Here is a 20,054-nt window from a genome sequence, read left to right as displayed (position 1 = left end):
CAGGGGAGCCGCATAGACATTTCGTCCATAAAAAACGCCGCGCATCGGGGGGATGCGCGGCGGGCTTGCGTCGAAGGTGGCGGTGGATGGGAGGTTAGGTTTCAGCCGGCCTTTTCGAGCTTGTAGTCCGAATTGGCCGGTTCTTCCTGTTTGTGCTGGATGAGCGGGCGGTTGCCCGCCAGCTTGCGCACCAGCACATAGAAAACCGGTGTCATGAAGATGCCGAAGAACGTCACGCCGATCATGCCGGAGAACACCGCCACACCCATGGCGGCGCGCATTTCAGCGCCCGCACCGGTGGAGATGACCAGCGGCACCACGCCCATGATGAAGGCGAGCGAGGTCATCAGGATCGGGCGAAGGCGAAGCCGGCTTGCCTCGATGGCCGCCTGAAGCGGCGTTCGTCCTTCAAATTCCAGCTCCCGGGCGAATTCCACGATCAGGATCGCGTTCTTCGCCGAAAGACCCACAAGGACGACAAGGCCGATCTGCGTAAAGATGTTGTTGTCCCCTCCTGTCAGCCAGACGCCTGTGAGGGCCGCAAGTACACCGAGCGGGACGATCAGGATGATCGCGATCGGCAAAGTGAGGCTTTCATATTGCGCAGCCAGCACGAGATAGACGAGCAGCAGCGCCAGCGGGAAAACCACGATGCTGGAATTGCCTGCGAGGATCTGCTGGTAGGTCAGGTCCGTCCACTCATAGTCCACGCCCGCGGGCAGGGTTTCAGCGAGGATTTTCTCCATGGCCGCCTGTGCCTGTCCAGACGAGAAGCCCGGTGCCGGACCACCGTTGATATCGGCCGCAAGGAAGCCGTTATAACGGTTGGTGCGCTCCGGCCCTGTCGTCGCATCCACCTTCAACAGCGTCGAAAGCGGGATCATCTGGCCGGTTGCGGAGCGAACCTTCAGGCGGCCAATATCTTCCGCATGGGCGCGGAACTGTGAATCTGCCTGCACCCGAACGCTGTATGTCCGTCCGAAGGCATTGAAGTCGTTGACATAGAGCGAACCGAGATAAATCTGCAGCGTCTGGAACACGTCGCTGACGGAGACACCCAGCTGCTCGGCCTTGGCACGGTCGAGATCAGCGAAGAGCTGCGGCACGTTGATCTGGTAGCTGGAGAAGATGCCCGCCAGCTCCGGCGTCTGATAGGCCTTGCCGATCACCGCTTTGGTTGCTTCATCGAGCGTCTGGTAGCCGTAGCCGGCGCGGTCTTCGATCTGCAGCTTGAAGCCGCCCGTCTGGCCAAGACCGTTGACCGGCGGCGGCGGGAACATGGCGATGAAGGCATCCTGAATGCCCGCATATTTCTGGTTCAGCTGCATGGCGATGGCATTGCCTGACAGTTCCGGCGTCTTGCGCTTTTCGAAGTCGTCGAGAACCGCAAAGACGATGCCGGAATTGGAGCCAATGGTGAAGCCGTTGATCGACAGGCCGGGGAATGCGATGGCATGGCTCACGCCCGGGGTTTCCAGGGCGATGTCGCTCATGCGCTTGATGACGTTTTCCGTGCGGTCAAGCGTTGCGCCATCCGGGAGCTGGGCAAAACCGATCAGGTACTGCTTGTCCTGCGCCGGCACGAAGCCGCTCGGCACTGTCGTGAACATGCCGTAGGTGGCGGCCACCAGCGCCATATAAACGATCATAACAAGGCTCTTGCGCGTCACCAGCCCGCCGACGGTCTTGCCGTAGCCGTTCGATGCGGCGCCGAAGGCACGGTTGAAGCCGCGGAAGAACCAGCCGAGGATTTTGTCCATGAAGCGGGTCAGCCAGTCTTTCGGCGCGCCGTGTTCCTTGAGCAACAGGGCCGCAAGGGCGGGCGACAGCGTCAGCGAGTTGATCGCCGAAATGACGGTGGAGATGGCGATCGTCAGCGCGAACTGCCGGTAGAACTGCCCGGACAGGCCGGAGATGAAGGCGAGCGGCACGAAAACGGCGACCAGAACCAGCGCGATGGCGATGATCGGGCCGGACACTTCCCGCATGGCCTTGTAGGTGGCGTCACGCGGCGAGAGCCCGTTTTCAATGTTTCGCTCGACGTTTTCGACGACCACGATCGCGTCATCCACCACGATGCCGATGGCCAGCACAAGGCCGAACAGGGTCAAGGCGTTGATGGAGAATCCGAAGGCATACATGACGGCGAAGGTGCCGATGATCGAGACCGGAACGGCGATCAGTGGAATGATCGAAGCGCGCCAGGTCTGCAGGAACAGGATGACGACAAGCACCACGAGGCCAACGGCCTCGAGGAGTGTGTCAACGACCTTCTCGATGGAGGAGCGCACGAATTTCGTCGTATCGTAGACGATCTCGTATTTCACACCATCAGGCATTGCCAGCTGCAGATTGTCCATTGTGGCGCGGACATTGTCGGCGATTTCGATGGCGTTGGAGCCGGGGGCCTGAAGCACGGCGACAGCCACGGCGGGTTCGCCGTCGAGCAGCGAGCGCAGCGTGTAATCGGCCGCACCCAGTTCAATGCGGGCGACGTCACGCAGGCGGGTGATTTCACCATTGGCGCCGCTCTTGACGATGATGTTGCCGAATTCCTCCGGTGTCGTCAGACGGCCCTGCGCATTGACGTTGAGCTGCAGGTCGACACCATTAGGGCTTGGCGAAGCACCGATGACGCCGGCTGCGGCCTGCACGTTCTGCTGGCGGATGGCGTCGGAGACGTCGCTGGCCGCCAGATCATGCTCGGCCACCTTCTGCGGGTCGAGCCAGACGCGCATGGAATAGTCACCGGCGCCGAAGACCTGCACCTGGCCAACGCCTTCGATGCGAGCAAGGCGATCCTTGACGTTCAGCGTCGCGTAGTTACGCAGATAGGTGATGTCATAGGCGTCGGTCTTCGAGACGAGGTTGACCACCATGATGAAGTCGGGTGAGCTCTTGACTGTCGTGATGCCGAGTGCGCGGACTTCCGCCGGCAGGCGCGGTTCGGCCTGCGACACACGGTTCTGTACCAGCTGCTGCGCCTTATCGGGATCGGTGCCGAGCTTGAAGGTGACGGTCAGCGTCAGCACGCCGTCAGAGGTTGCCTGGCTGCCCATGTAGAGCATGTCCTCGACGCCGTTGATCTGTTCTTCCAGCGGTGTCGCGACGGTTTCGGCGATAACGGTCGGGTTCGCACCGGGATAGGTGGCGCGCACGACGACGGATGGCGGAACGACTTCGGGATATTCCGAAATCGGCAGGGCGCGCATGCCAAGAAGGCCTGCCACCACAATCAGGATCGACAACACGCCGGCGAATACCGGCCGGTCGACAAAAAATCTGGAAATATTCATATCCAGTCCCTCTCCGGGTCTTTGGGATGCGAAGGCCGTTCCGGCGGCAATCCTGCCGCCGGTGAAGGCCGGTTCTGTCTGAAGGGGCGTCTCGCGGGAGGCGGGACGCTTACTGATCAAAGAGACGGGTTACTGCGAGGCAACCTTGTCTTCCGCCTGCGGTGCAATGGTGGCACCGGGGCGAATGCGCTGTAGGCCGTTGACGACGATCGTATCACCGGCGGCAAGGCCGCTTTCGATGATGCGCTGGCCATCAGCCGGTGCACCGGGCTTGATCTGGCGGTAGCTTACCTTGTTTTCGGCATCGACGATGAAGACGAAGCGCTTGTCCTGATCCGTGCCGATGGCGCGGTCGCTGATGACGATGCGGTTTTCCGGCTTCGGTTCGCCCATGCGCACCCGCACGAACTGACCGGGAATGAGCCTGCCATCCGGATTTTCGAAGACGGCGCGGACACCGATGGTGCCGCTTGCCGAATCCACCTGGTTGTCGATCAGGTGCAGCGTGCCCTTGATCGGCGTGCCTTCATCCGAAAGCGTGCCGATTTCCACCGGGATCTGTTCGAGAGCCGGCAGGGCGCCATCCGTCTGCGGCAGTTCGGCAAGGGCCTTGGCCACCACGCCTTCGCTGGCATTGAAGCTGGCATAGATCGGGTTGACCGATACCAGTGTCGTCAGCGCCGGCGATGTGGAGCCGGCGGCGACGAGGTTGCCGGCGGTGATTTCAATGCGGCCGACACGACCGGAAACCGGGGCGAGGATTTCGGTGTAACCAAGATCGAGCTGCGCCGTGGTCAGTGCGGCGCGGGCGGCGCGAAGCTGGGCTTCGGCATCCGCAAACGAGCTTTGACGCTGGTCGAGATCGCTCTGGGAGATGGTGCGATTGTCGGAAAGCCGGCGGCCACGGTCGAGTTCCGTTTTCGCGAGGCTGACCTTGGCTTCAGCGGAAGCGACCTGGCCCTCAGCGCCAGCAACGGCGGCCTGATAGGGGGCGGGATCGATGGTGAAGAGGGGGTCGCCTTCCTTCACCAGCGCGCCTTCGCGGAAATGCACGGCCTTGATCTGGCCGGCGACACGGGAGCGGATCTGCACCCGGTCAACGGCTTCGAGACGGCCGGAAAATTCTTCCCAGCGCATGACGTCGCGGCTCTCCACCTTGGCGACGGTGACCGGGATAGCCGGCGTCTCGGCGGGCGTGGAAGCTGCCGTCGCATCGCGGCTGGCTGGCAGGTCAAAAAACAGCGCTGCGGCTGCAACGGACATAGCTAGCCCGATGCCGGCGCCCGTCAGGGCCCGGCGCTTTGTGTTCAGCGTCATGGGGTTCTCCTTGGCTCGGTTCAGGAGCCGTCAGTGTCTTAAAATATGCGGTATCAGTGTCTCAACTGGTCAACGAAGGTCTTGAACTCCGAACAGACGGATGAGACCCATCCGCCGCCCTCTCCTTGATAAAGCCCCGTCCAGCCGACGCCGGAGGGGAAAACATGCTGTCGGACGTTGACACCGGAGGCGATGAGCCTGTCGGCATAACCGACCGTTTCGTCGCGCAGAGGGTCGTCCTCGGCGGTAAAGATCAGCGCCGGCGCCACCCGGTTCAGCCGCGTACACTGGCAGGGCGCGGCATAGGGGTGGAAGAACCCACAGGCCTTGGCAAGATAATGGCTCCAGCCATCCGCCCAGCGCTCACGCATGCCGATCCTGTCCGCGTCGCGAAAGGATTCCGTCGTCATCATCGGGTCGATCATGGGCGACAGAAGAATTTGCCCGGCGAGCTTGCCCGGCATGCGGTCACGGGCTTTAAGCGCAAGTCCCGCCGCCACATTGCCGCCTGCCTCTTCGCCGGCCACGAACAGCAGCGATTTCGCGCTGCCATAATGTTTGCGGTCCCGGCTCAGATGGTCGAGCGCTTCGAAAGCGCAATCGATCACCATCGGAAACTCGTTGCCGGACGGCTTGCTATAATCAGCCTCGACAACGATGGCACCGCTTTCCGCCAGGGCGCGCGCTACCGGAAGTTCCGGGCAATTGCCGCCCTTTTCCAGAAACGAACCACCCCGCAGATAAAGGATCACCGGCGGATGGCTGCACAGGCCGGCGCTCTCATATCGGCGCACGGAAAGCTGGGATGCGGGGCCCCCACAGCATTCGATGTTTTCCCAGTGCGCCTTCATTTGATCCGGTCCCGTGTACCGCCATCGGCAGTTCACCATATTTGCAAAATCTGAAATTCATATTATTGTTCGAGAGAAAACGATCAAGTACGTCAAAATGAAAACACTATTCCAAAAAAACGGATAATAGCTTCGATGGATCAGCTTTCCGCCATGCGGGTCTTCACGCGCGTCGTCGAGACCGGCAATTTCAGCCGCGCCGCCACCGCGCTGAACATGCCCAAAACGACGGTTACCAATATGGTGCAGGCGCTGGAGGCGCATCTGCAGACCACGCTTCTCAACCGCACCACGCGGCGGGTGATGCTGACGACTGATGGCGCTCTCTATTATGAGCGAGCCTCACAGATTTTATCGGAAATCGAAGAACTTGATGGTAGCATGTCCAGCGCGCAGGTGCAGCCATCCGGCCGGTTGCGTGTGGAAATGGCGGGTGTCTTTGCGGACCTCGTGGTTATCCCACATCTTTGCGAATTTTACCAGCGTTATCCGCAAATCCGTCTCGATCTCGGCGTAGGTGACCGGCTGGTCGACTATATTGCCGAAAATGTCGACTGTGCGCTCCGGGTTGGCGTGCTGCGCGATCAGTCGCTGATTGCCCGTAAAGTGGGCGAACTCAGGTTCGAGACATTCGCTTCGCCATCCTACATCGAAAATTTCGGCATGCCGCGCGAACCCGAAGATCTGGAGAAGGATCATTATTCGGTGGGTTATCTCAATGCCACCACCGGCCAGATCATGCCGGCTTCCTTCGACAATGGTGTGCGCAGCGTCGAGCTGACCCCGAATTATGTGGTATCCGTCAATGACAGCCGCACTTATCTCAATGCCGCGCTGGCGGGCATGGGCATCGTGCAATTGCCGATCTTCATGGTGAAAGATCACCTGGCGCGCGGCGAACTGGTGCCGGTCCTTTCGGAATGGCAGCGCGAAGCCATGCCGATCTATGTTGTTTATCCGCAGACCCGGCACGTTACTAACAAGGTGCGGGTTTTTGTCGACTGGCTCGCCAAGCTGGTGCACGGCATGGTCTGAGGTGGTCAATCACCGCCCGACCCTTGCCGCGACAAAATCGATGAAGGCGCGCACGCGGGCGGCCAGGTGCTCATGGCCGGCATAAACCGCGTGGATCACTTCCATCTCTTCGGCATTATAGTCTTCTAGCACCGGCACCAGCAGGCCCGCCTCGATATCCGGTTCGATATGAAACTCGCCGACCCTTCCGAGCCCTAACCCCGTCAGGCATAGCCTTCGCATCGCCATGCCGCTGTTGACCGCGACATTGCCGGTGACGGGAAGGCGATAGACTTCCGCCGAGCCGGGATCACGAAACGGCCATTCATTGAGGTTGCGGCTGAAATTGAAGCTGAAGCAATTGTGCTGCGCCAGATCCTGCGGTTTTTCCGGCATGCCGTGTTTTTCGATATAAGCGGGGGAGGCGACGATGATCCGGCGCACCTCTTTCAGCTTTCTCGCCTTCAGGGATGAATCGCCCATCGCGCCCGAGCGGATGGCGATATCGGTGCGCTCCTCGATCAGGCTGATGACGCCGTCGGTCAGTGAGATATCTAGCTCGATGTCAGGATATAGCGACAGGAACTCAGGCGCGAGCGGCAGGAGATAACGTTCGCCGAAACCCAGCGTGGCGTTGACGCGCAGCAGGCCGCGCGGCATCACCTTGCCGCCGCTCGCCACGATCTGTTCCGTCTCGGCTATGTCCGCCAGAATGCGCCGTGCCCGGGAAAGGTAAACCTCCCCCTCCGGTGTCAGCGTTACCACACGGGTGGAACGGGCCAGAAGACGGGTGCCAAGGCGGTCTTCAATGCGGGTGACGAGCTTGCTCACCGCCGAGGGCGACAGTTTCAGCCGACGTCCTGCGGCGGAAAAACTGCCGAGTTCAGCTGCCGCCACAAAGACTTCCATTTCTCCGGCCCGATTGTCCATCGCCGTACCACCTGTGAAATCAATTCAAAGGTATTTATCCAACCTTGCCGATTATCATGCAAGTCCCCTTCGCCCATATTGCGTCCATAGATTTGATCCAACCGGACGGCACCGCTGTCCAGAACGCCCGCGATCCCGCTGGGCGAAGAGGTATTCGTCATGCCATTGGCCATATTTGCCCTGACGATCGCGGCCTATGCGATCGGCACCACGGAGTTCGTCATCGTCGGCCTTCTGCCGACGGTGGCAAATGATCTCAACATTACCCTGCCGCTTGCCGGCCTCATCGTCAGCGTTTACGCGCTGGGCGTCACCTTCGGTGCGCCGATCCTGACGGCGCTGACCGGAAAGATTGAAAGGAAACCGTTGCTGCTTGGACTGATGGCCCTGTTCATCATCGGCAACAGCGCTGCGGCGCTTTCTCCCAGCTACGAGATGTTGCTCGTTGCCCGCGTCATCGCCGCCTTTGCCCATGGCGTCTTTTTCTCGGTCGGCGCAACGATTGCCGCGGATCTCGTGCCGGAAAACCGTCGTGGTTCGGCGATTGCCATGATGTTCATGGGTCTGACGGTCGCCATCGTCACCGGCGTTCCGCTCGGCACCTATATTGGTCAGGTGTTTGGTTGGCGCGCGACCTTCTGGGCCGTTGCCGGGCTTGGTGTCATCGCCTTCTTCGGCATTGCCGCCCTTCTGCCGAACACGCTCAAGAAGGCGCCGCCTGCCAGCCTGCTCGATCAGGTCCGCGTTCTCGGTTCCGGTCGTCTGCTCATCGTTTTTGCCATGACCGCGCTCGGTTACGGCGGCACCTTTGTCGCCTTCACCTTCCTTGCGCCGATCCTGCAGGACGTAACCGGTTTTTCGGAAAAGAGCGTCAGCCTGATCCTCGTGCTTTACGGCATCGCCATTGCCGCCGGCAATATCGGCGGCGGAAAGATCGCCAACCATAACCCTGTCAAGGCGCTGATCGGCCTCTTCCTGGCGCAGTCCATCGTGTTGCTCGTCTTTTCCTTCACGGCTGTCTCGCCGGTGCTGACGCTCATCACACTTGCCGCGCTCGGTTTCCTGTCCTTCGCCAATGTTCCCGGCCTGCAGCTTTACGTGGTGCAACTGGCCAAGGAGCACCGCCCCGGCGCGGTCGATGTTGCCTCGGCGCTCAACATCGCCGCCTTCAATCTCGGCATCGCCATCGGCGCATGGCTCGGTGGTCTGGTGGTGGAATCGCCGATGGGCCTTGCCGCAACCCCATGGGTCGGCGCGATCCTCGTCGCCGTCGCCCTGCTGCTGACCCTCTGGAGCAGCGCTCTTGATCGCCGCGCCGCACTGACGCTGAAAACCGCTTGAGCTTTTCACACCCAATTCCCGGCCATTCCCCTGGGGCTGGCCGGGCAATATCACAGGAGAAAATATATGTTTGACGTTACCGCCAATGGCGCTTCCATTCAGGCGCTCGGCTTCGGCACCTTCCGCATTCCCGGCCCGGATGTCCTGCGCATCGTTCCGCACGCGCTGAAAGCCGGTTTTCGCCATATCGACACGGCCCAGATTTACGGCAACGAGGCCGAAGTGGGTGAGGCCATCGCCGGCTCCGGCGTGGCACGGGGTGATATCTTCCTCACCACCAAGGTCTGGGTCGAGAATTACCGGCACGATGCTTTCCTCGCCTCGGTTGATGAAAGCCTGAAAAAGCTGAAGACCGATTATGTCGATCTGCTGCTTTTGCACTGGCCGAACGAGGCGGTGGCGCTCTCCGAGCAGATCGGCGCGCTGAACGAGGTCCGGCAGGCCGGCAAGGTGCGCCATATCGGCATTTCCAACTTCAATACGGTGCTGATGGCCGAAGCGGTGAAGCTCTCCAAAGCGCCGATCGTCACCAATCAGATCGAATACCATCCTTATATCGATCAGGGCGCGGTGATGGCGGCTGCCAGAGAAGCGGGCATGTCGGTCACCGGTTATTACGGCATGGCTGACGGTAAGGTCTTTGCCGATCCGGTGCTGAAGGATATCGCCGCAAGCCGGGGTAAATCCGTGGCGCAGGTGGTGTTGCGCTGGCTGGTACAGCAGGAGGGCGTTGTTGCTCTCTCCAAAACCGTCAATGAAGCCCGGGTTGATGAAAACCTGGCGATTTTCGATTTTGCGCTGTCGGCTGATGAAATGGCGGCGATCCACGCTCTCGCCAAACCGGATGGCCGTATCGTCTCGCCGGATGGGCTGGCGCCCGTGTGGGATGAAGCTGCCTGAATCGTGACAGCCGGGAGGGGCCAACTCCTCCCGGTTTCATGCATGTGCGGGAAACCGCCACGAAGGCCGAAATTGGTCACGCATCCGGGCTTGCCAGAATGATCACCCGGCACAACAAGCTGCGCAAATCTTTACTTATCGATCCGGAAAAACTGGAGCGGGCGAAGGGATTTGAACCCTCGACCCCAACCTTGGCAAGGTTGTGCTCTACCCCTGAGCTACACCCGCTCAAAACCGCTGGTCCGGGGTAGTTCGCTGGACTGCGGACCGCCGAAGTTCGGCGACGGGTGCTATATCGCTCAATCGATTTTGGAATGCAATAGTTTCTTTTGCGGTTTCGGTGGAAATCCTTCCGGCTGCTGCTTTATTCGAGGGGGCGCGCCGGAGGCAGCGCCATATGCAGTCAGGGGCGGGCGAAAGCTTTGTTTCTGATGGTCTTTATTGCCACGGCAGAAGGCGCGCGGATAACCGGTAGTGCAGAAAATAACCTGTTTACATTTGGTTAAAATCTGATTCGACAAGTGATTCGTTCGGGTGTACAAAATTGATGCCCACGAAAAAAAGAAACGATACTTGGCATATCATCATCGGGAGGATGAGCCTTGTCGTACGCAGCTTTTGAAAGAGTCGGCGCACAATTGTCGCCAGAACAAATCACCGATCTGCAGAATATTTTCGATGGTGTTTGTTTCGAGTGCCTTCAAGATCGCAGCAGCCATGTTGCCAATGAATGTGCAGCAATTTTGATCCGCAGCGCCCAGCGCGGCATTCTGGATCATGAGATGTTGCGCGACATAGGGCTTGCGGTTCTGCGCCGCCATTGATGGCATCATCTTTACGAAAAAAGCGCCCGAGTCTCTCGGGCGCTTTGCTGTGATGAGCCGGCTGCAAATGCCTTTGGCTCAGCTCTTTTCCTGTACGTGTGCTTCGAGAAACCACAGGGATTTGTCGAGATCGCGCGAGGCGGCGGTGAAGATGTCGGCTGTCGTCGGATCGCCGGCCTCGTCGGAATCGTCGATCGCCTTGCGGATCATGTTTGCCACCTCACCATAACGCTCGATCAGAGCGTCGAGATGGTCGTGGATTTTATAGATATCGGTCGGATAGGCCTTGAGCTTCGTCGTTGAGGAGACGTCTTGCAGGCTGCCCAGCGCCGTGCCGCCAAGCTGCACGACGCGTTCGGCAATCGTGTCGCCGTGATTGTCGAGCTGGGTGCGGAAAGTGTCGAGAAGTTCGTGGACGGCGATGAATTGCGGGCCTTTCAGGTTCCAGTGCGCCTGCTTGGTGATAAGCGCAAGGTCGATCACCGAGGCGAGCGATTCATTCAGAATGCCGATCACGGTCGATTTCGCGTTGGAAGGCAGATCGTTTTTCGTCTTGTGCGTCTTCATCGATGTCTCCTGAAGTTGCGGACGGAATGCCGCTTTGGAAAAGTCTGTCGATTAACGTCCGGGCCTGTGGCCCTGTTCCATGTTAAGCACTGCAGCGGCAAAAATCCTGCGCAATCATCAGGTCATTCGTAAAACAGGCAGATGCGCCGGCCGTCTATGTCCTCGACGCGGATCGGCATGTCGTAGATGTCCTTGAGAATCTCCGGGCGGATGATTTCTTGCGCCGGTCCCTGATGGCAGATGCGGCCCTCGCGCATGGCGATGATGGTGTCGGAATACCAGGAGGCGAAGTTGATGTCGTGCAGCACCAGAACCACGGTCTTCTTCAATTCGTCGGCTGCCTTGCGCATGATCTTCATCATGCTGGAGGCATGTTTCATGTCGAGATTGTTGAGCGGCTCGTCGAGCAGCACATAATCCGTGTCCTGACACAGAACCATGGCCACGAAGGCGCGCTGGCGCTGGCCGCCGGAAAGCTCGTCCAGAAAGCGGCCGGCCAGCGGTTCGAGATTGAGATATTCCAGCGCCCGATCGATATGGACCTTGTCCTCGATGGTCGGGCGACCCTTGGAATAGGGATAACGGCCGAAACCGACGAGATCGCGCACCGTCAGGCGCGAGGAAATGTGGTTGTCTTGCCGCAGGATCGAGAGGCGTTTTGCCAGCGTATCGGAAGCGGTCTTGCTCACATCCAGACCGTCCACCGTCACGGTTCCTGCGTCCATGGACATCAGCCGCGCGACGATGGAAAGCAGCGTGGATTTTCCCGCCCCGTTCGGGCCGATGATCGAGGTGACGCCGCCTGCCGGAATGGAGACGGAGACGCCGTCGACGACGAGCGTATCGCCATAGGATTTGCTGATCTGACTGGCGATGATCATCGCGCACCCCGCTTCAAAATAAGACCGATAAAGACGATGCCGCCCAGAAATTCGATGATGATGGAAAGCGCCGTATCGAAGGCGAAGACCCGCTCCAGCACCACCTGGCCACCAACGAGGCAGATTATGGCGATGAGGATCGCCGCCGGCAGCACATAGGCGTGTTTGCTGTTGCCGGTGAGATAATGGGCAAGGGCGGCGACCAGCAGGCCGAAGAACATGACCGGGCCGACGAGCGCGGTTGAGACGGCGACGAGCACGGAGACCAGCACGAGGATGATCGTGACCGTGCGTTTATAGTCGACGCCAAGGCTGATGGCCGTTGCCCGGCCAAGCGAGAGGACGTCGAGCGTGTGCAGGAGGCGCAGCCCGATGATGGTCACGACACCGATGATGATCGCCGAGATCGTCAGAAGCGTGGGATCGATGGAGTTGAAGCTGGCGAAGAGCACGTCCTGCAGCACCGTATATTCGTTCGGGTCGAGCACGCGCTGCATGAAGCCCGAGAGGCTGCGGAAAAAGACGCCGAAGACGATGCCGACCAGTACGAGAAGATGCAGGCTGCGTTCCGCGCCAACGAAAAGCCAGCGATAGAGCAGGGCGGAAAAGGTGACGAGCAGCGCGGTTTCAACGATGAACTTCAGCTGCGGATCGATCATGACAACGGTTGCCGAGCCGAAGACGAAGATCAGCCCGGTCTGCATCAGCACGTAAAGCGAATCGAAACCCATCACCGAAGGGGTGAGGATGCGATTGTTTGTGACGGTCTGGAACAGCACCGTGGAGACGGCGATGGCATAGGCCACCAGCAAGAGCGACAGAAGCTTGATGCCGCGAAACGGCAGTACGAAGCTCCAGCTCCCTTTTGCGCCGAGTGTCATGAAGGCGGCCATGGAGATGAGTGCGAATGCCGCGAGCACGAGCAGAACGGTTTTTGCACGCCGGTCGGGATGTCTCTCACGCATGGTGGCGTTTCCGCAGCAGGAGATAGAGGAACAGCGCGCTGCCGATGACGCCGACCACGGTGCCGATCGGTATCTCGTATGGCGCGCGCACGGTCCGACCGATGATGTCGCAGGAAAGCACGAAGACCGCGCCAAGCGTTGCCACCCAGGGCACGGAGCGGCGCATATTGTCGCCGATCATCAGGCTGACGACATTCGGTACGATCAGGCCGAGAAACGGGATCATGCCGACGGTGACGACGACGACGGCGCTGACCAGAGAAACGATTGTGAGGCCGAGCGCCATCACCCGGCGGTAGTTGAGGCCGAGATTGGTGGTGAAGTCGCGCCCCATGCCGGCCACGGTGAAGCGGTCGGCGGCGAGATAGGCGGCAATGGCGAAGAGGAAACCGACCCACAGCAATTCATACCGGCCGCGCAGCACGCCGGAAAAATCGCCGGTCATCCATGCGCCGAGCGATTGCAGCAGGTCGAAACGATAGGCGAAGAACGTGGTGACGGCGGAAATGACGCCGCCGAGCATGATGCCGATCAGCGGCACCAGCAGCACATCGCGCAGCGGCACCTGTCTCAGGATACGCAGGAAAAGCGCCGTGCCGGCGAGCGCGAAAACGGCTGCCACCAGCATCTTGCCGAAGATCGGCGTTTCGGGTGCAAACAGGGTGACGACGAGAAGGCCGAGACCGGCGGATTCGGTCGTGCCGGCCGTCGAAGGTTCCACGAAGCGGTTGCGCACCAGCATCTGCATGATGAGACCGGCAATCGCCATCGAGCTGCCGGCCAAGATCAACGCCAGCGTGCGCGGAATGCGGCTGACGAGCAGCACGCGCAGCGCATCCGCGCTCGTATCAGGCGAAAAGAGCGTTGTGAGCGAAACGTCGCTCACGCCGACAAACAGGCTGACGATGGCGAGCGTCAAGGCCAGAAGAAGGGCTGATATCAGTGAAAGGGACTTCACGTTGGCAGTTTCCGGAAAAGACGAAAGCTCCCGGCGGCCTCAAGCCATCGGGAGCCCTGATGATATTTGGCAGGGGTTACTTCTTCTCGGAGACGGCCTTGTAGACCTGATCGAGCAGGGTGGAGAGCGCGGTATAACCGCTGCTGACGATATAGGCCGCCTGGGGATCGAGATAGACGATCTGCTTTTTCTTCCAGGCATTGGTCTGGTGGATCAGTTCGTTGTCCAGCACCTGCGCGGCGGCCTTGCCGGGGTCCGTGGCGCGGCCGATGCCGGCGTCACGGTCGATCACGAACAGCCACTCGGGATTGACCTCGGCCAGATATTCGAAGGATACGACGTCGCCGCGGTCGAAGCGGTCATCAATGTCGGCGGCGACCGGCTTGAAGCCGATTTCGGTGTGCAGCCAGCCGGTGCGCGAGCTCGGGCCATACACGCCGACCTTGCCGGCATTGGTGAGGAGGATCATCGCCGTGCCGGAATTCGGGGCGATCTCTTTCAGCCTGGCGACTTTTTCGTCGAGGGCGGCGTCGAGCTTCTTTGCTTCTTCCTGCTTGCCGAAGATATCGCCGAGCTTGGTGATGTTGCCTTTGACGCTGTTGATGAATTCCTTGGAATCGATCGACATGTCGATGGCGGGCGTGATCTTCGAAACGTCAGGATATTTCGCCCGCGAACGGCCGCCGACGATGACGAGATCGGCTTCAGCCGCATTGATCGCCTCGTAATCGGGCTCGAACAGCGTACCGACCTTCAGATATTTGCCGTCGGCATATTTCTGCAGATAGGCCGGCAGGTTGGAGCCGACGACGCCTGTCGGCTCGACGCCCAGCGCATCGAGATTGTCGAGCGAGGGAATATCCAGAACCAGAACCTTCTTCGGTGCCGCTTTCAGCACGGTTTCGCCCTGCGCGTGCTTGATCGTCATTTCCTGCGCGCCCGCGGTCATTGCGCCAAGGCTGAAGGCCGCTGCCGCCAGCAGCCGAACGGGGAAGGTGAAGTTGATGGCCACGAATATGTCCCTTGCAATATGGTTCCGGACCGGCGGAAAGCTTTCCGTCGGGTTAACTTGATGTTCGTTATCAGCTTTATTGACAAGGTCGGCGGAAATCAAAAATATGTTTTAGAACGGTTCTGAATTGCGGTGAGCGGGAAATGTGGGGGGCAGATGAAACATCTGCTCGAACCTCTTCCCCGTCATCCTCGGGCTTGACCCGAGGATCCACTGCGGCGGTGGTGATGGATCCTCGGATCAAGTCCGAGGATGACGTTGAGGGGAAGGAAAGGCCGGCGTCAATTTTGTCGGTGCCTTTTACCCATCACGACCAACGTGACAGCCGCTGTCAATCCGGCGGCCAGTCACCAACAATTTCGCGCCTCTCCAGCTTCAGCGACCGGTCCGGCTGCACCCGATAGGTTTCCACGGCAAACCGCCCATCCTCCATGACAAATTCATTGCTGAGCGTGCTGCCGATGGGGGATTTGGTGAGTTTGGTACGGGGTTGCCCGCCATAGGTGATACTGCCGGGAATGGGTTCCACATCGGGGGCGGCGGTGGAGCAGCCGGCAAGGGCCAGAACCATCATGATCGCGATCGTGCGCATGTTTTTCTCCCAGGTTTGGAGAGTGATCCTATCACGGCTGCACATGTGCCACATATCCCGTTGGCGTGAATAAAAAAGGCCCCGCATCCGAAGATACGGGGCCAGTTGCCTTGGGAGGTTCGTGGTTTCTCAGTCTTCGTTGGCGGCAAGCTGCGTCAGCACCTCGCCACGGCCGCGGATACGCATGATCAGCGGGATGATGAAGGCGGCTGCCGCAACGATGAACAGGCCAACAGCAATCGGCGAAGTGAACAGCACCGTCGGGTCGCCCTGGCCGATGGCAAGTGCACGGCGCAGCTGCTGTTCGGCAAGTGGGCCGAGGATGAGACCAACGACCGCAGGCGCAATCGGATAACCGAAGATGCGCATGATATAGCCGAGGATACCGAAGGCGAGCAGCATGCCGAGTTCGAAGACCGACGGGTTGGCGCCGATGGTGCCGAGTGTCGCAAACAGCAGAATACCCGCGTAGAGCCAGGGCTTCGGAATGGTCAGCAGCTTCACCCACAGGCCGACGAGCGGCAGGTTGAGCACCAGCAGCATCAGGTTGGCGATGAACAGGCTGGCGATCAGGCCCCAGACGAGCTGCGGATTGGTGGCGAACAGCAACGGGCCGGGCTGCAGACCATATTGCTGGAAGCCGGCGAGCATGATGGCGGCGGTTGCCGTGGTCGGCAGGCCGAGTGTGAGCAGTGGCACCAGCGTGCCGGCGGCGGACGCATTGTTGGCGGCTTCCGGACCGGCGACGCCTTCGATGGCGCCATGGCCGAATTCTTCCGGATATTTGGTCAGCTTCTTTTCGGTAGCGTAGGACAGGAAGGTGCCGATTTCAGCACCGCCCGCCGGCATTGCGCCGATGGGGAAGCCGATCAGCGTGCCGCGCAACCAGGCTTTCCACGAGCGTGCCCAGTCCTGCGCGCTCATCCAGACCGAGCCCTTGACGGCTTCGACCTTGTCCGGGCCGGTGCTGCCCTGGGCGACGATGAACAGCGTTTCGCCGATGGCGAACATGGCGACGGCAAGCGTCGTTACTTCGACGCCGTCGAGCAGATCGGGAATACCGAAGCTCATGCGGGTCTGGCCGGTCAGCTGGTCGATGCCGACGATGGCAAGCGCAAAGCCGATGAACAGCGAGGTGAGGCCGCGCAGTGCCGAATCCCCGAAAGCGGAGGAAACGGTGACGAAGGCGAGCACCATCAGCGCGAAATATTCACGCGGGCCGAAGACCAGCGCCAGCTTGACGATATAGGGCGCGATGAAGGCGAGCGCGATGGTGGCGATAAGGCCGGCGACGAAGGAGCCGATGGCGGCGGTGGCCAGCGCCGGCCCGCCTCTGCCCTTGCGGGCCATCTTGTTGCCTTCGAGCGCGGTCACGATTGAAGCGCTTTCGCCCGGCGTGTTGAGCAGGATCGAGGTGGTCGATCCGCCATACATGCCGCCGTAATAGATGCCGGCGAACATGATGAGCGAACCGGCGGGATCGAGCCTGTAGGTAACGGGCAGAAGCAGCGCCACGGTCAGCGCAGGCCCGATGCCGGGCAGAACGCCGACGGCGGTGCCGAGCGTGACGCCGATCAGCGCATAGAGCAGGTTCATGGGTTGGGCAGCAACCTCAAGACCGTGCAGCAGGAATTCAAACGTACTCATGGACAGATGTCCCCCAAAGTGGACCCGATGGGCGGGCGGAACGGCTGGCGTATGCGTCATCGCGCGCCTGCGGTTTCCTGTGATCTCGAATTCGGCGGAATGGCTGTTAGAAGAACAGCCGTTCCAGAGGTCCGGCGGGCAGCGAAAGCTGCAGCAGGCGCGCAAAAATGAACCAGATGGCAAAGCTCAGAACGATGCCGATGGGGATCGAATACCAGAGTTTGCGTTTGCCGAAGGCGCGCGCCGTGAAGGCGAAAAGCAGACCCGTGGCAATGGAGAAACCCGCCACATTCAGCAGCAGCATCTGCGCGGCGAGACCGGCAATGACCCAGACGACCGGAGCGATTTCCTGCCTGTCGCGTTCGGGAAAATCACCGCGCCAGGCCTCAACGGCTGTCCAGAGCGCCAGGCCGACAAGACAGAAGCCGATGGCATAAGGCACGGTTGCCGGGCCGACCGGCGAATAACCGGTGACGCTGGCGAGACGCGCGCTGTCCCAGAAGATCACGCAGGCAATGAGGACGAGGAAGACGGCGATCGCCAGCGCCGCCCAATCAGGGCGGCGCTTTTGATGCTCAGAAGGGTTGGAACCCTGGCTCATTTTACCAGTCCGATGTCTTTGAGGATCGTTTCGGTAGCGGCAGTGTCCTTGGCAAGCTGTGCCTTGAACTCGTCGCCGGAAAGGTAGGTGTCCATCCAGCTCTTGGTCTTCAGGGTTTCCTGCCACTTGGCGGATTTCGCCAGCTTTTCGACGTCTGCACTAACGGCCTTTTCCTGTTCCGGCGTCAGGCCGGGAGCAGCGGCGACCATGCGCCAGTTCTGGACGACGACATCAAGGCCGCTTTCCTTCAGCGTCGGTGCGTCAACGCCTTCCAGCTTCTCTTCGCTGGAAACGGCGAGCAGGCGCAGCGTGCCGGCCTTGACCTGGCTTTCGAATTCGCCGTAGCTCGAAATGCCGGCCGTGACCTGCGATCCGAGGATCGAGGCAAGCGCTTCGCCGCCACCGGAATAAGCGATGTAGTTGATCTTGGTCGGATCAACGCCAGCCGCCTTGGCGATCAGGCCAACGGCGATATGGTCGGTGCCGCCGGCAGAGCCGCCGCCCCAGGAAACGCTGCCCGGGTCTTTCTTGAGCTGTTCGACGAGGTCGCCGATGGTCTTCAGCGGCGAAGATGCCGGAACGACGATGGCTTCATATTCGCCGGTCAGGCGGGCGATCGGCGTCACTTCATTGAGGGTGACGGGCGACTTGTTGGTGAGGATCGCGCCGACCATCACGTAACCGCCGACGATGAGGGCGTTCGGGTTGCCCTTCTGCTGGCTGGCGAACTGCGCAAGACCGATGGTGCCGCCGGCGCCCGGTACGTTCTGCACCTGAACGCTCTTGGAAATGCCTTCTTCCTGCAGCACGGTCTGCAGCGAACGTGCGGTCTGGTCCCAGCCGCCGCCGGGGTTGGCCGGGGCAATGATGGTGTAATCCGCTGCAACCGCCGGAAGAGCGATCACGCCCGCCAGAAATGTGCCGATAAGAAAATGTTTCACTTAGAAAACCCTCCTCAGGATGCCCTTTTGGGCGTCGTTTTTCGTTTATGCGGAAGGGGGCTTCAGGGCGCATCTGTGCCGGCGCTGAGAACTCAGCGCAGGGCCTTGGCAATCCTCAAGATTTCCTCCCGCATCTTCTTCCGCCTCCACGGAATGAAGAAGGATTGCAGAGCATCACAAAAAGCTGTCATCTAACTGACGCTACGCAAGTCCTTGCGCATTTACTCTCTATTAATTTGTGTCGGACGTCCACAGTGGTGTGTCGGGTCAGCGCTTTCAAAGCCTGCCGCTGCCTCATCCCTGTGACAGGCACAGGAATGAGGGACGGTGGGGCGTTCAAACCTATTGCGAGCGCAACGCCTCGTTCCAGCGCTCGATCAGCCGGCTGCGCTTGACCTGGTCCAGATAGACCATCAGGCCGGGGCTGACGGGGACCGGGCGCAATTGTGCGCCGTGGATGGCCTGCATGGTGTTGGCGGTGTTTTCGCCCGCCACTTCCGGGCTGACAGCGGGGATCTGCAATTGCCGGGCCATGATCGTCTGGCCTTCCTTGGACATGAAGAATTCGAGATAACGGCGGCCGAGTTCGGGATTGGCGGCGGCTTCCGGCACCAGCCCGATGCGCGACATGACCACGGTATAATCCTTGGGCAAGACGATGCCGACATCGGGGTGGCGTGAGGCCCAGTCCGCCGCATAAGAACCGAGAATATTGTAACCCAGCACGAAGCGGCCGTCGGAAACGCGCTCCAGAATGGCCGAGGAGGTGGAATAGACCTTCACGCCTGCGGCCCCCATGGCCTTGATGACGCTCCAGATATCGCCGAACTGCTCCTGGTCCCGCGACATGAACAGGAAGCCGACACCGGAGCGCTCAATATCGTAGGTGGCGATGCGGCCATATACTTCCTTGGCGTGGTGTTCGAGGTAATTGACGAATTCGGCACGGGTGGCGGGCGGCTTTTCGGTGGTGAAACTCGGCTTGTGATACACGAAGACCGCCGGCTCGAAGGTCAGCGCATAGGCGGTGTTGCGCCAGTTGGCCCAGGCGGGCCAGCGGGCGCTCATGGCGAGATCCGAGCGCTGGGCGTAACCGTCATTGCTCAGTTTTACCTGCAGATCCATGGCGGAAGAGAAGGCGAAATCAGCGGTCTGTTTGCCGGCATCGGTTTCCTTGACGATGCGGTCATAGATTTCGCCGGTCAGCATATCCTCGTAATGGACGGCGATATCAGGATTGGCCTTCTGGAAACCCTCGATCATCGGCGTTGCCAGAGGTTCATCCAGAGAGGAATAAACCACCAGCGTTTGCGCATCCGCCTTGCCCGATGGGGCCGGAAAAACGGCAACCTGCGCAAGCGCGGGTGAGACCATGCAGAGACAGAGGCAAAGAAGAAGACAGATACGCATGGAAAAG

At 60.3% G+C, this 20,054-nt stretch carries 18 protein-coding genes and 1 tRNA gene; 4 read left to right on the top strand and 15 right to left on the bottom strand.

Going from position 1 to position 20,054, the window contains the following annotated elements; genetic code table 11:
• Positions 1-101: 101 nt before the first annotated feature.
• From EXN68_RS09565 to EXN68_RS09555, 3 genes are all read right to left on the bottom strand, one after another.
• The gene (locus EXN68_RS09565; RefSeq protein WP_127757677.1) at positions 102-3,296 is read right to left on the bottom strand and encodes an efflux RND transporter permease subunit; all 3,195 of its coding nucleotides are present in this window, start codon (positions 3,294-3,296) and stop codon (positions 102-104) included.
• Between the two features lie 129 nt (positions 3,297-3,425).
• A complete protein-coding gene (locus EXN68_RS09560; RefSeq protein WP_142840573.1) occupies positions 3,426-4,613 on the bottom strand; it encodes an efflux RND transporter periplasmic adaptor subunit in 1,188 nt (395 codons plus the stop codon).
• Between the two features lie 53 nt (positions 4,614-4,666).
• Positions 4,667-5,464, bottom strand: coding sequence for an alpha/beta hydrolase fold domain-containing protein (locus tag EXN68_RS09555; protein ID WP_142840572.1), 798 nt, complete (start codon positions 5,462-5,464; stop codon positions 4,667-4,669).
• A 135-nt stretch (positions 5,465-5,599) separates the two neighbouring features.
• On the opposite strand from EXN68_RS09555, the gene EXN68_RS09550 reads away from it, so the two are divergent.
• Positions 5,600-6,499, top strand: coding sequence for a LysR family transcriptional regulator (locus EXN68_RS09550; protein WP_046801534.1), 900 nt, complete (start codon positions 5,600-5,602; stop codon positions 6,497-6,499).
• A gap of 9 nt (positions 6,500-6,508) precedes the next feature.
• Here the strand turns inward: EXN68_RS09550 and EXN68_RS09545 are convergent, their stop codons facing one another.
• The gene (locus EXN68_RS09545) at positions 6,509-7,408 is read right to left on the bottom strand and encodes a LysR family transcriptional regulator (protein WP_142840571.1); all 900 of its coding nucleotides are present in this window, start codon (positions 7,406-7,408) and stop codon (positions 6,509-6,511) included.
• Positions 7,409-7,567: 159 nt separating this feature from the next.
• Here EXN68_RS09545 and EXN68_RS09540 point away from each other — a divergent pair, with 159 nt between their 5' ends.
• Positions 7,568-8,749 carry an MFS transporter gene (locus EXN68_RS09540; RefSeq protein ID WP_046801533.1) on the top strand — a complete coding sequence of 394 codons (1,182 nt, stop codon included), beginning with the start codon at positions 7,568-7,570 and terminating at the stop codon, positions 8,747-8,749.
• Between the two features lie 66 nt (positions 8,750-8,815).
• Positions 8,816-9,649 (top strand): aldo/keto reductase, encoded by an 834-nt coding sequence (locus tag EXN68_RS09535; RefSeq protein WP_142840570.1) that lies wholly within the window; start codon positions 8,816-8,818, stop codon positions 9,647-9,649.
• Between the two features lie 153 nt (positions 9,650-9,802).
• Here EXN68_RS09535 and EXN68_RS09530 read toward each other — a convergent pair.
• Positions 9,803-9,877: transfer RNA gene (locus EXN68_RS09530), tRNA-Gly, on the bottom strand.
• Positions 9,878-10,251: 374 nt separating this feature from the next.
• On the opposite strand from EXN68_RS09530, the gene EXN68_RS27405 reads away from it, so the two are divergent.
• Positions 10,252-10,473: a hypothetical protein gene (locus tag EXN68_RS27405; RefSeq protein WP_161991265.1), complete on the top strand. Its 222-nt coding sequence runs from the start codon at positions 10,252-10,254 to the stop codon at positions 10,471-10,473.
• Between the two features lie 78 nt (positions 10,474-10,551).
• Here the strand turns inward: EXN68_RS27405 and dps are convergent, their stop codons facing one another.
• The 10 genes from dps to EXN68_RS09475 form a co-directional block, all read right to left on the bottom strand.
• Positions 10,552-11,040 carry a DNA starvation/stationary phase protection protein Dps gene (gene dps / locus EXN68_RS09520; RefSeq protein ID WP_142840568.1) on the bottom strand — a complete coding sequence of 163 codons (489 nt, stop codon included), beginning with the start codon at positions 11,038-11,040 and terminating at the stop codon, positions 10,552-10,554.
• Between the two features lie 122 nt (positions 11,041-11,162).
• Positions 11,163-11,921, bottom strand: a complete 759-nt coding sequence (locus EXN68_RS09515; protein WP_142840567.1) for an iron ABC transporter ATP-binding protein — start codon at positions 11,919-11,921, stop codon at positions 11,163-11,165.
• Positions 11,918-12,886, bottom strand: coding sequence for an iron chelate uptake ABC transporter family permease subunit (locus EXN68_RS09510; RefSeq protein ID WP_142840566.1), 969 nt, complete (start codon positions 12,884-12,886; stop codon positions 11,918-11,920). The genes EXN68_RS09515 and EXN68_RS09510 overlap by 4 nt, the downstream gene beginning before the upstream one ends.
• A complete protein-coding gene (locus EXN68_RS09505) occupies positions 12,879-13,844 on the bottom strand; it encodes an ABC transporter permease (protein WP_142840565.1) in 966 nt (321 codons plus the stop codon). Before EXN68_RS09505 ends, EXN68_RS09510 begins: the two co-directional genes overlap by 8 nt.
• A gap of 76 nt (positions 13,845-13,920) precedes the next feature.
• The gene (locus EXN68_RS09500; RefSeq protein ID WP_142840564.1) at positions 13,921-14,856 is read right to left on the bottom strand and encodes a siderophore ABC transporter substrate-binding protein; all 936 of its coding nucleotides are present in this window, start codon (positions 14,854-14,856) and stop codon (positions 13,921-13,923) included.
• 331 nt (positions 14,857-15,187) lie between these two features.
• A complete protein-coding gene (locus EXN68_RS09495; RefSeq protein WP_142840563.1) occupies positions 15,188-15,448 on the bottom strand; it encodes a hypothetical protein in 261 nt (86 codons plus the stop codon).
• Between the two features lie 129 nt (positions 15,449-15,577).
• Positions 15,578-17,095 carry a tripartite tricarboxylate transporter permease gene (locus EXN68_RS09490; protein WP_020809148.1) on the bottom strand — a complete coding sequence of 506 codons (1,518 nt, stop codon included), beginning with the start codon at positions 17,093-17,095 and terminating at the stop codon, positions 15,578-15,580.
• 106 nt (positions 17,096-17,201) lie between these two features.
• Positions 17,202-17,696 carry a tripartite tricarboxylate transporter TctB family protein gene (locus tag EXN68_RS09485; protein ID WP_142840562.1) on the bottom strand — a complete coding sequence of 165 codons (495 nt, stop codon included), beginning with the start codon at positions 17,694-17,696 and terminating at the stop codon, positions 17,202-17,204.
• Positions 17,693-18,637, bottom strand: a complete 945-nt coding sequence (locus tag EXN68_RS09480) for a Bug family tripartite tricarboxylate transporter substrate binding protein (RefSeq protein ID WP_142840561.1) — start codon at positions 18,635-18,637, stop codon at positions 17,693-17,695. Before EXN68_RS09480 ends, EXN68_RS09485 begins: the two co-directional genes overlap by 4 nt.
• A gap of 342 nt (positions 18,638-18,979) precedes the next feature.
• Positions 18,980-20,047, bottom strand: coding sequence for an ABC transporter substrate-binding protein (locus EXN68_RS09475; protein ID WP_237681381.1), 1,068 nt, complete (start codon positions 20,045-20,047; stop codon positions 18,980-18,982).
• Positions 20,048-20,054: the final 7 nt, after the last annotated feature.

Origin of the sequence: Martinezella rhizogenes (genome assembly GCF_007002745.1) — a bacterium.
GTDB classification, from domain to species: domain Bacteria; phylum Pseudomonadota; class Alphaproteobacteria; order Rhizobiales; family Rhizobiaceae; genus Agrobacterium; species Agrobacterium cucumeris.
Note: the sequence above shows the minus strand (reverse complement) of the source record. Positions and strands in the feature narration are given on the sequence as shown.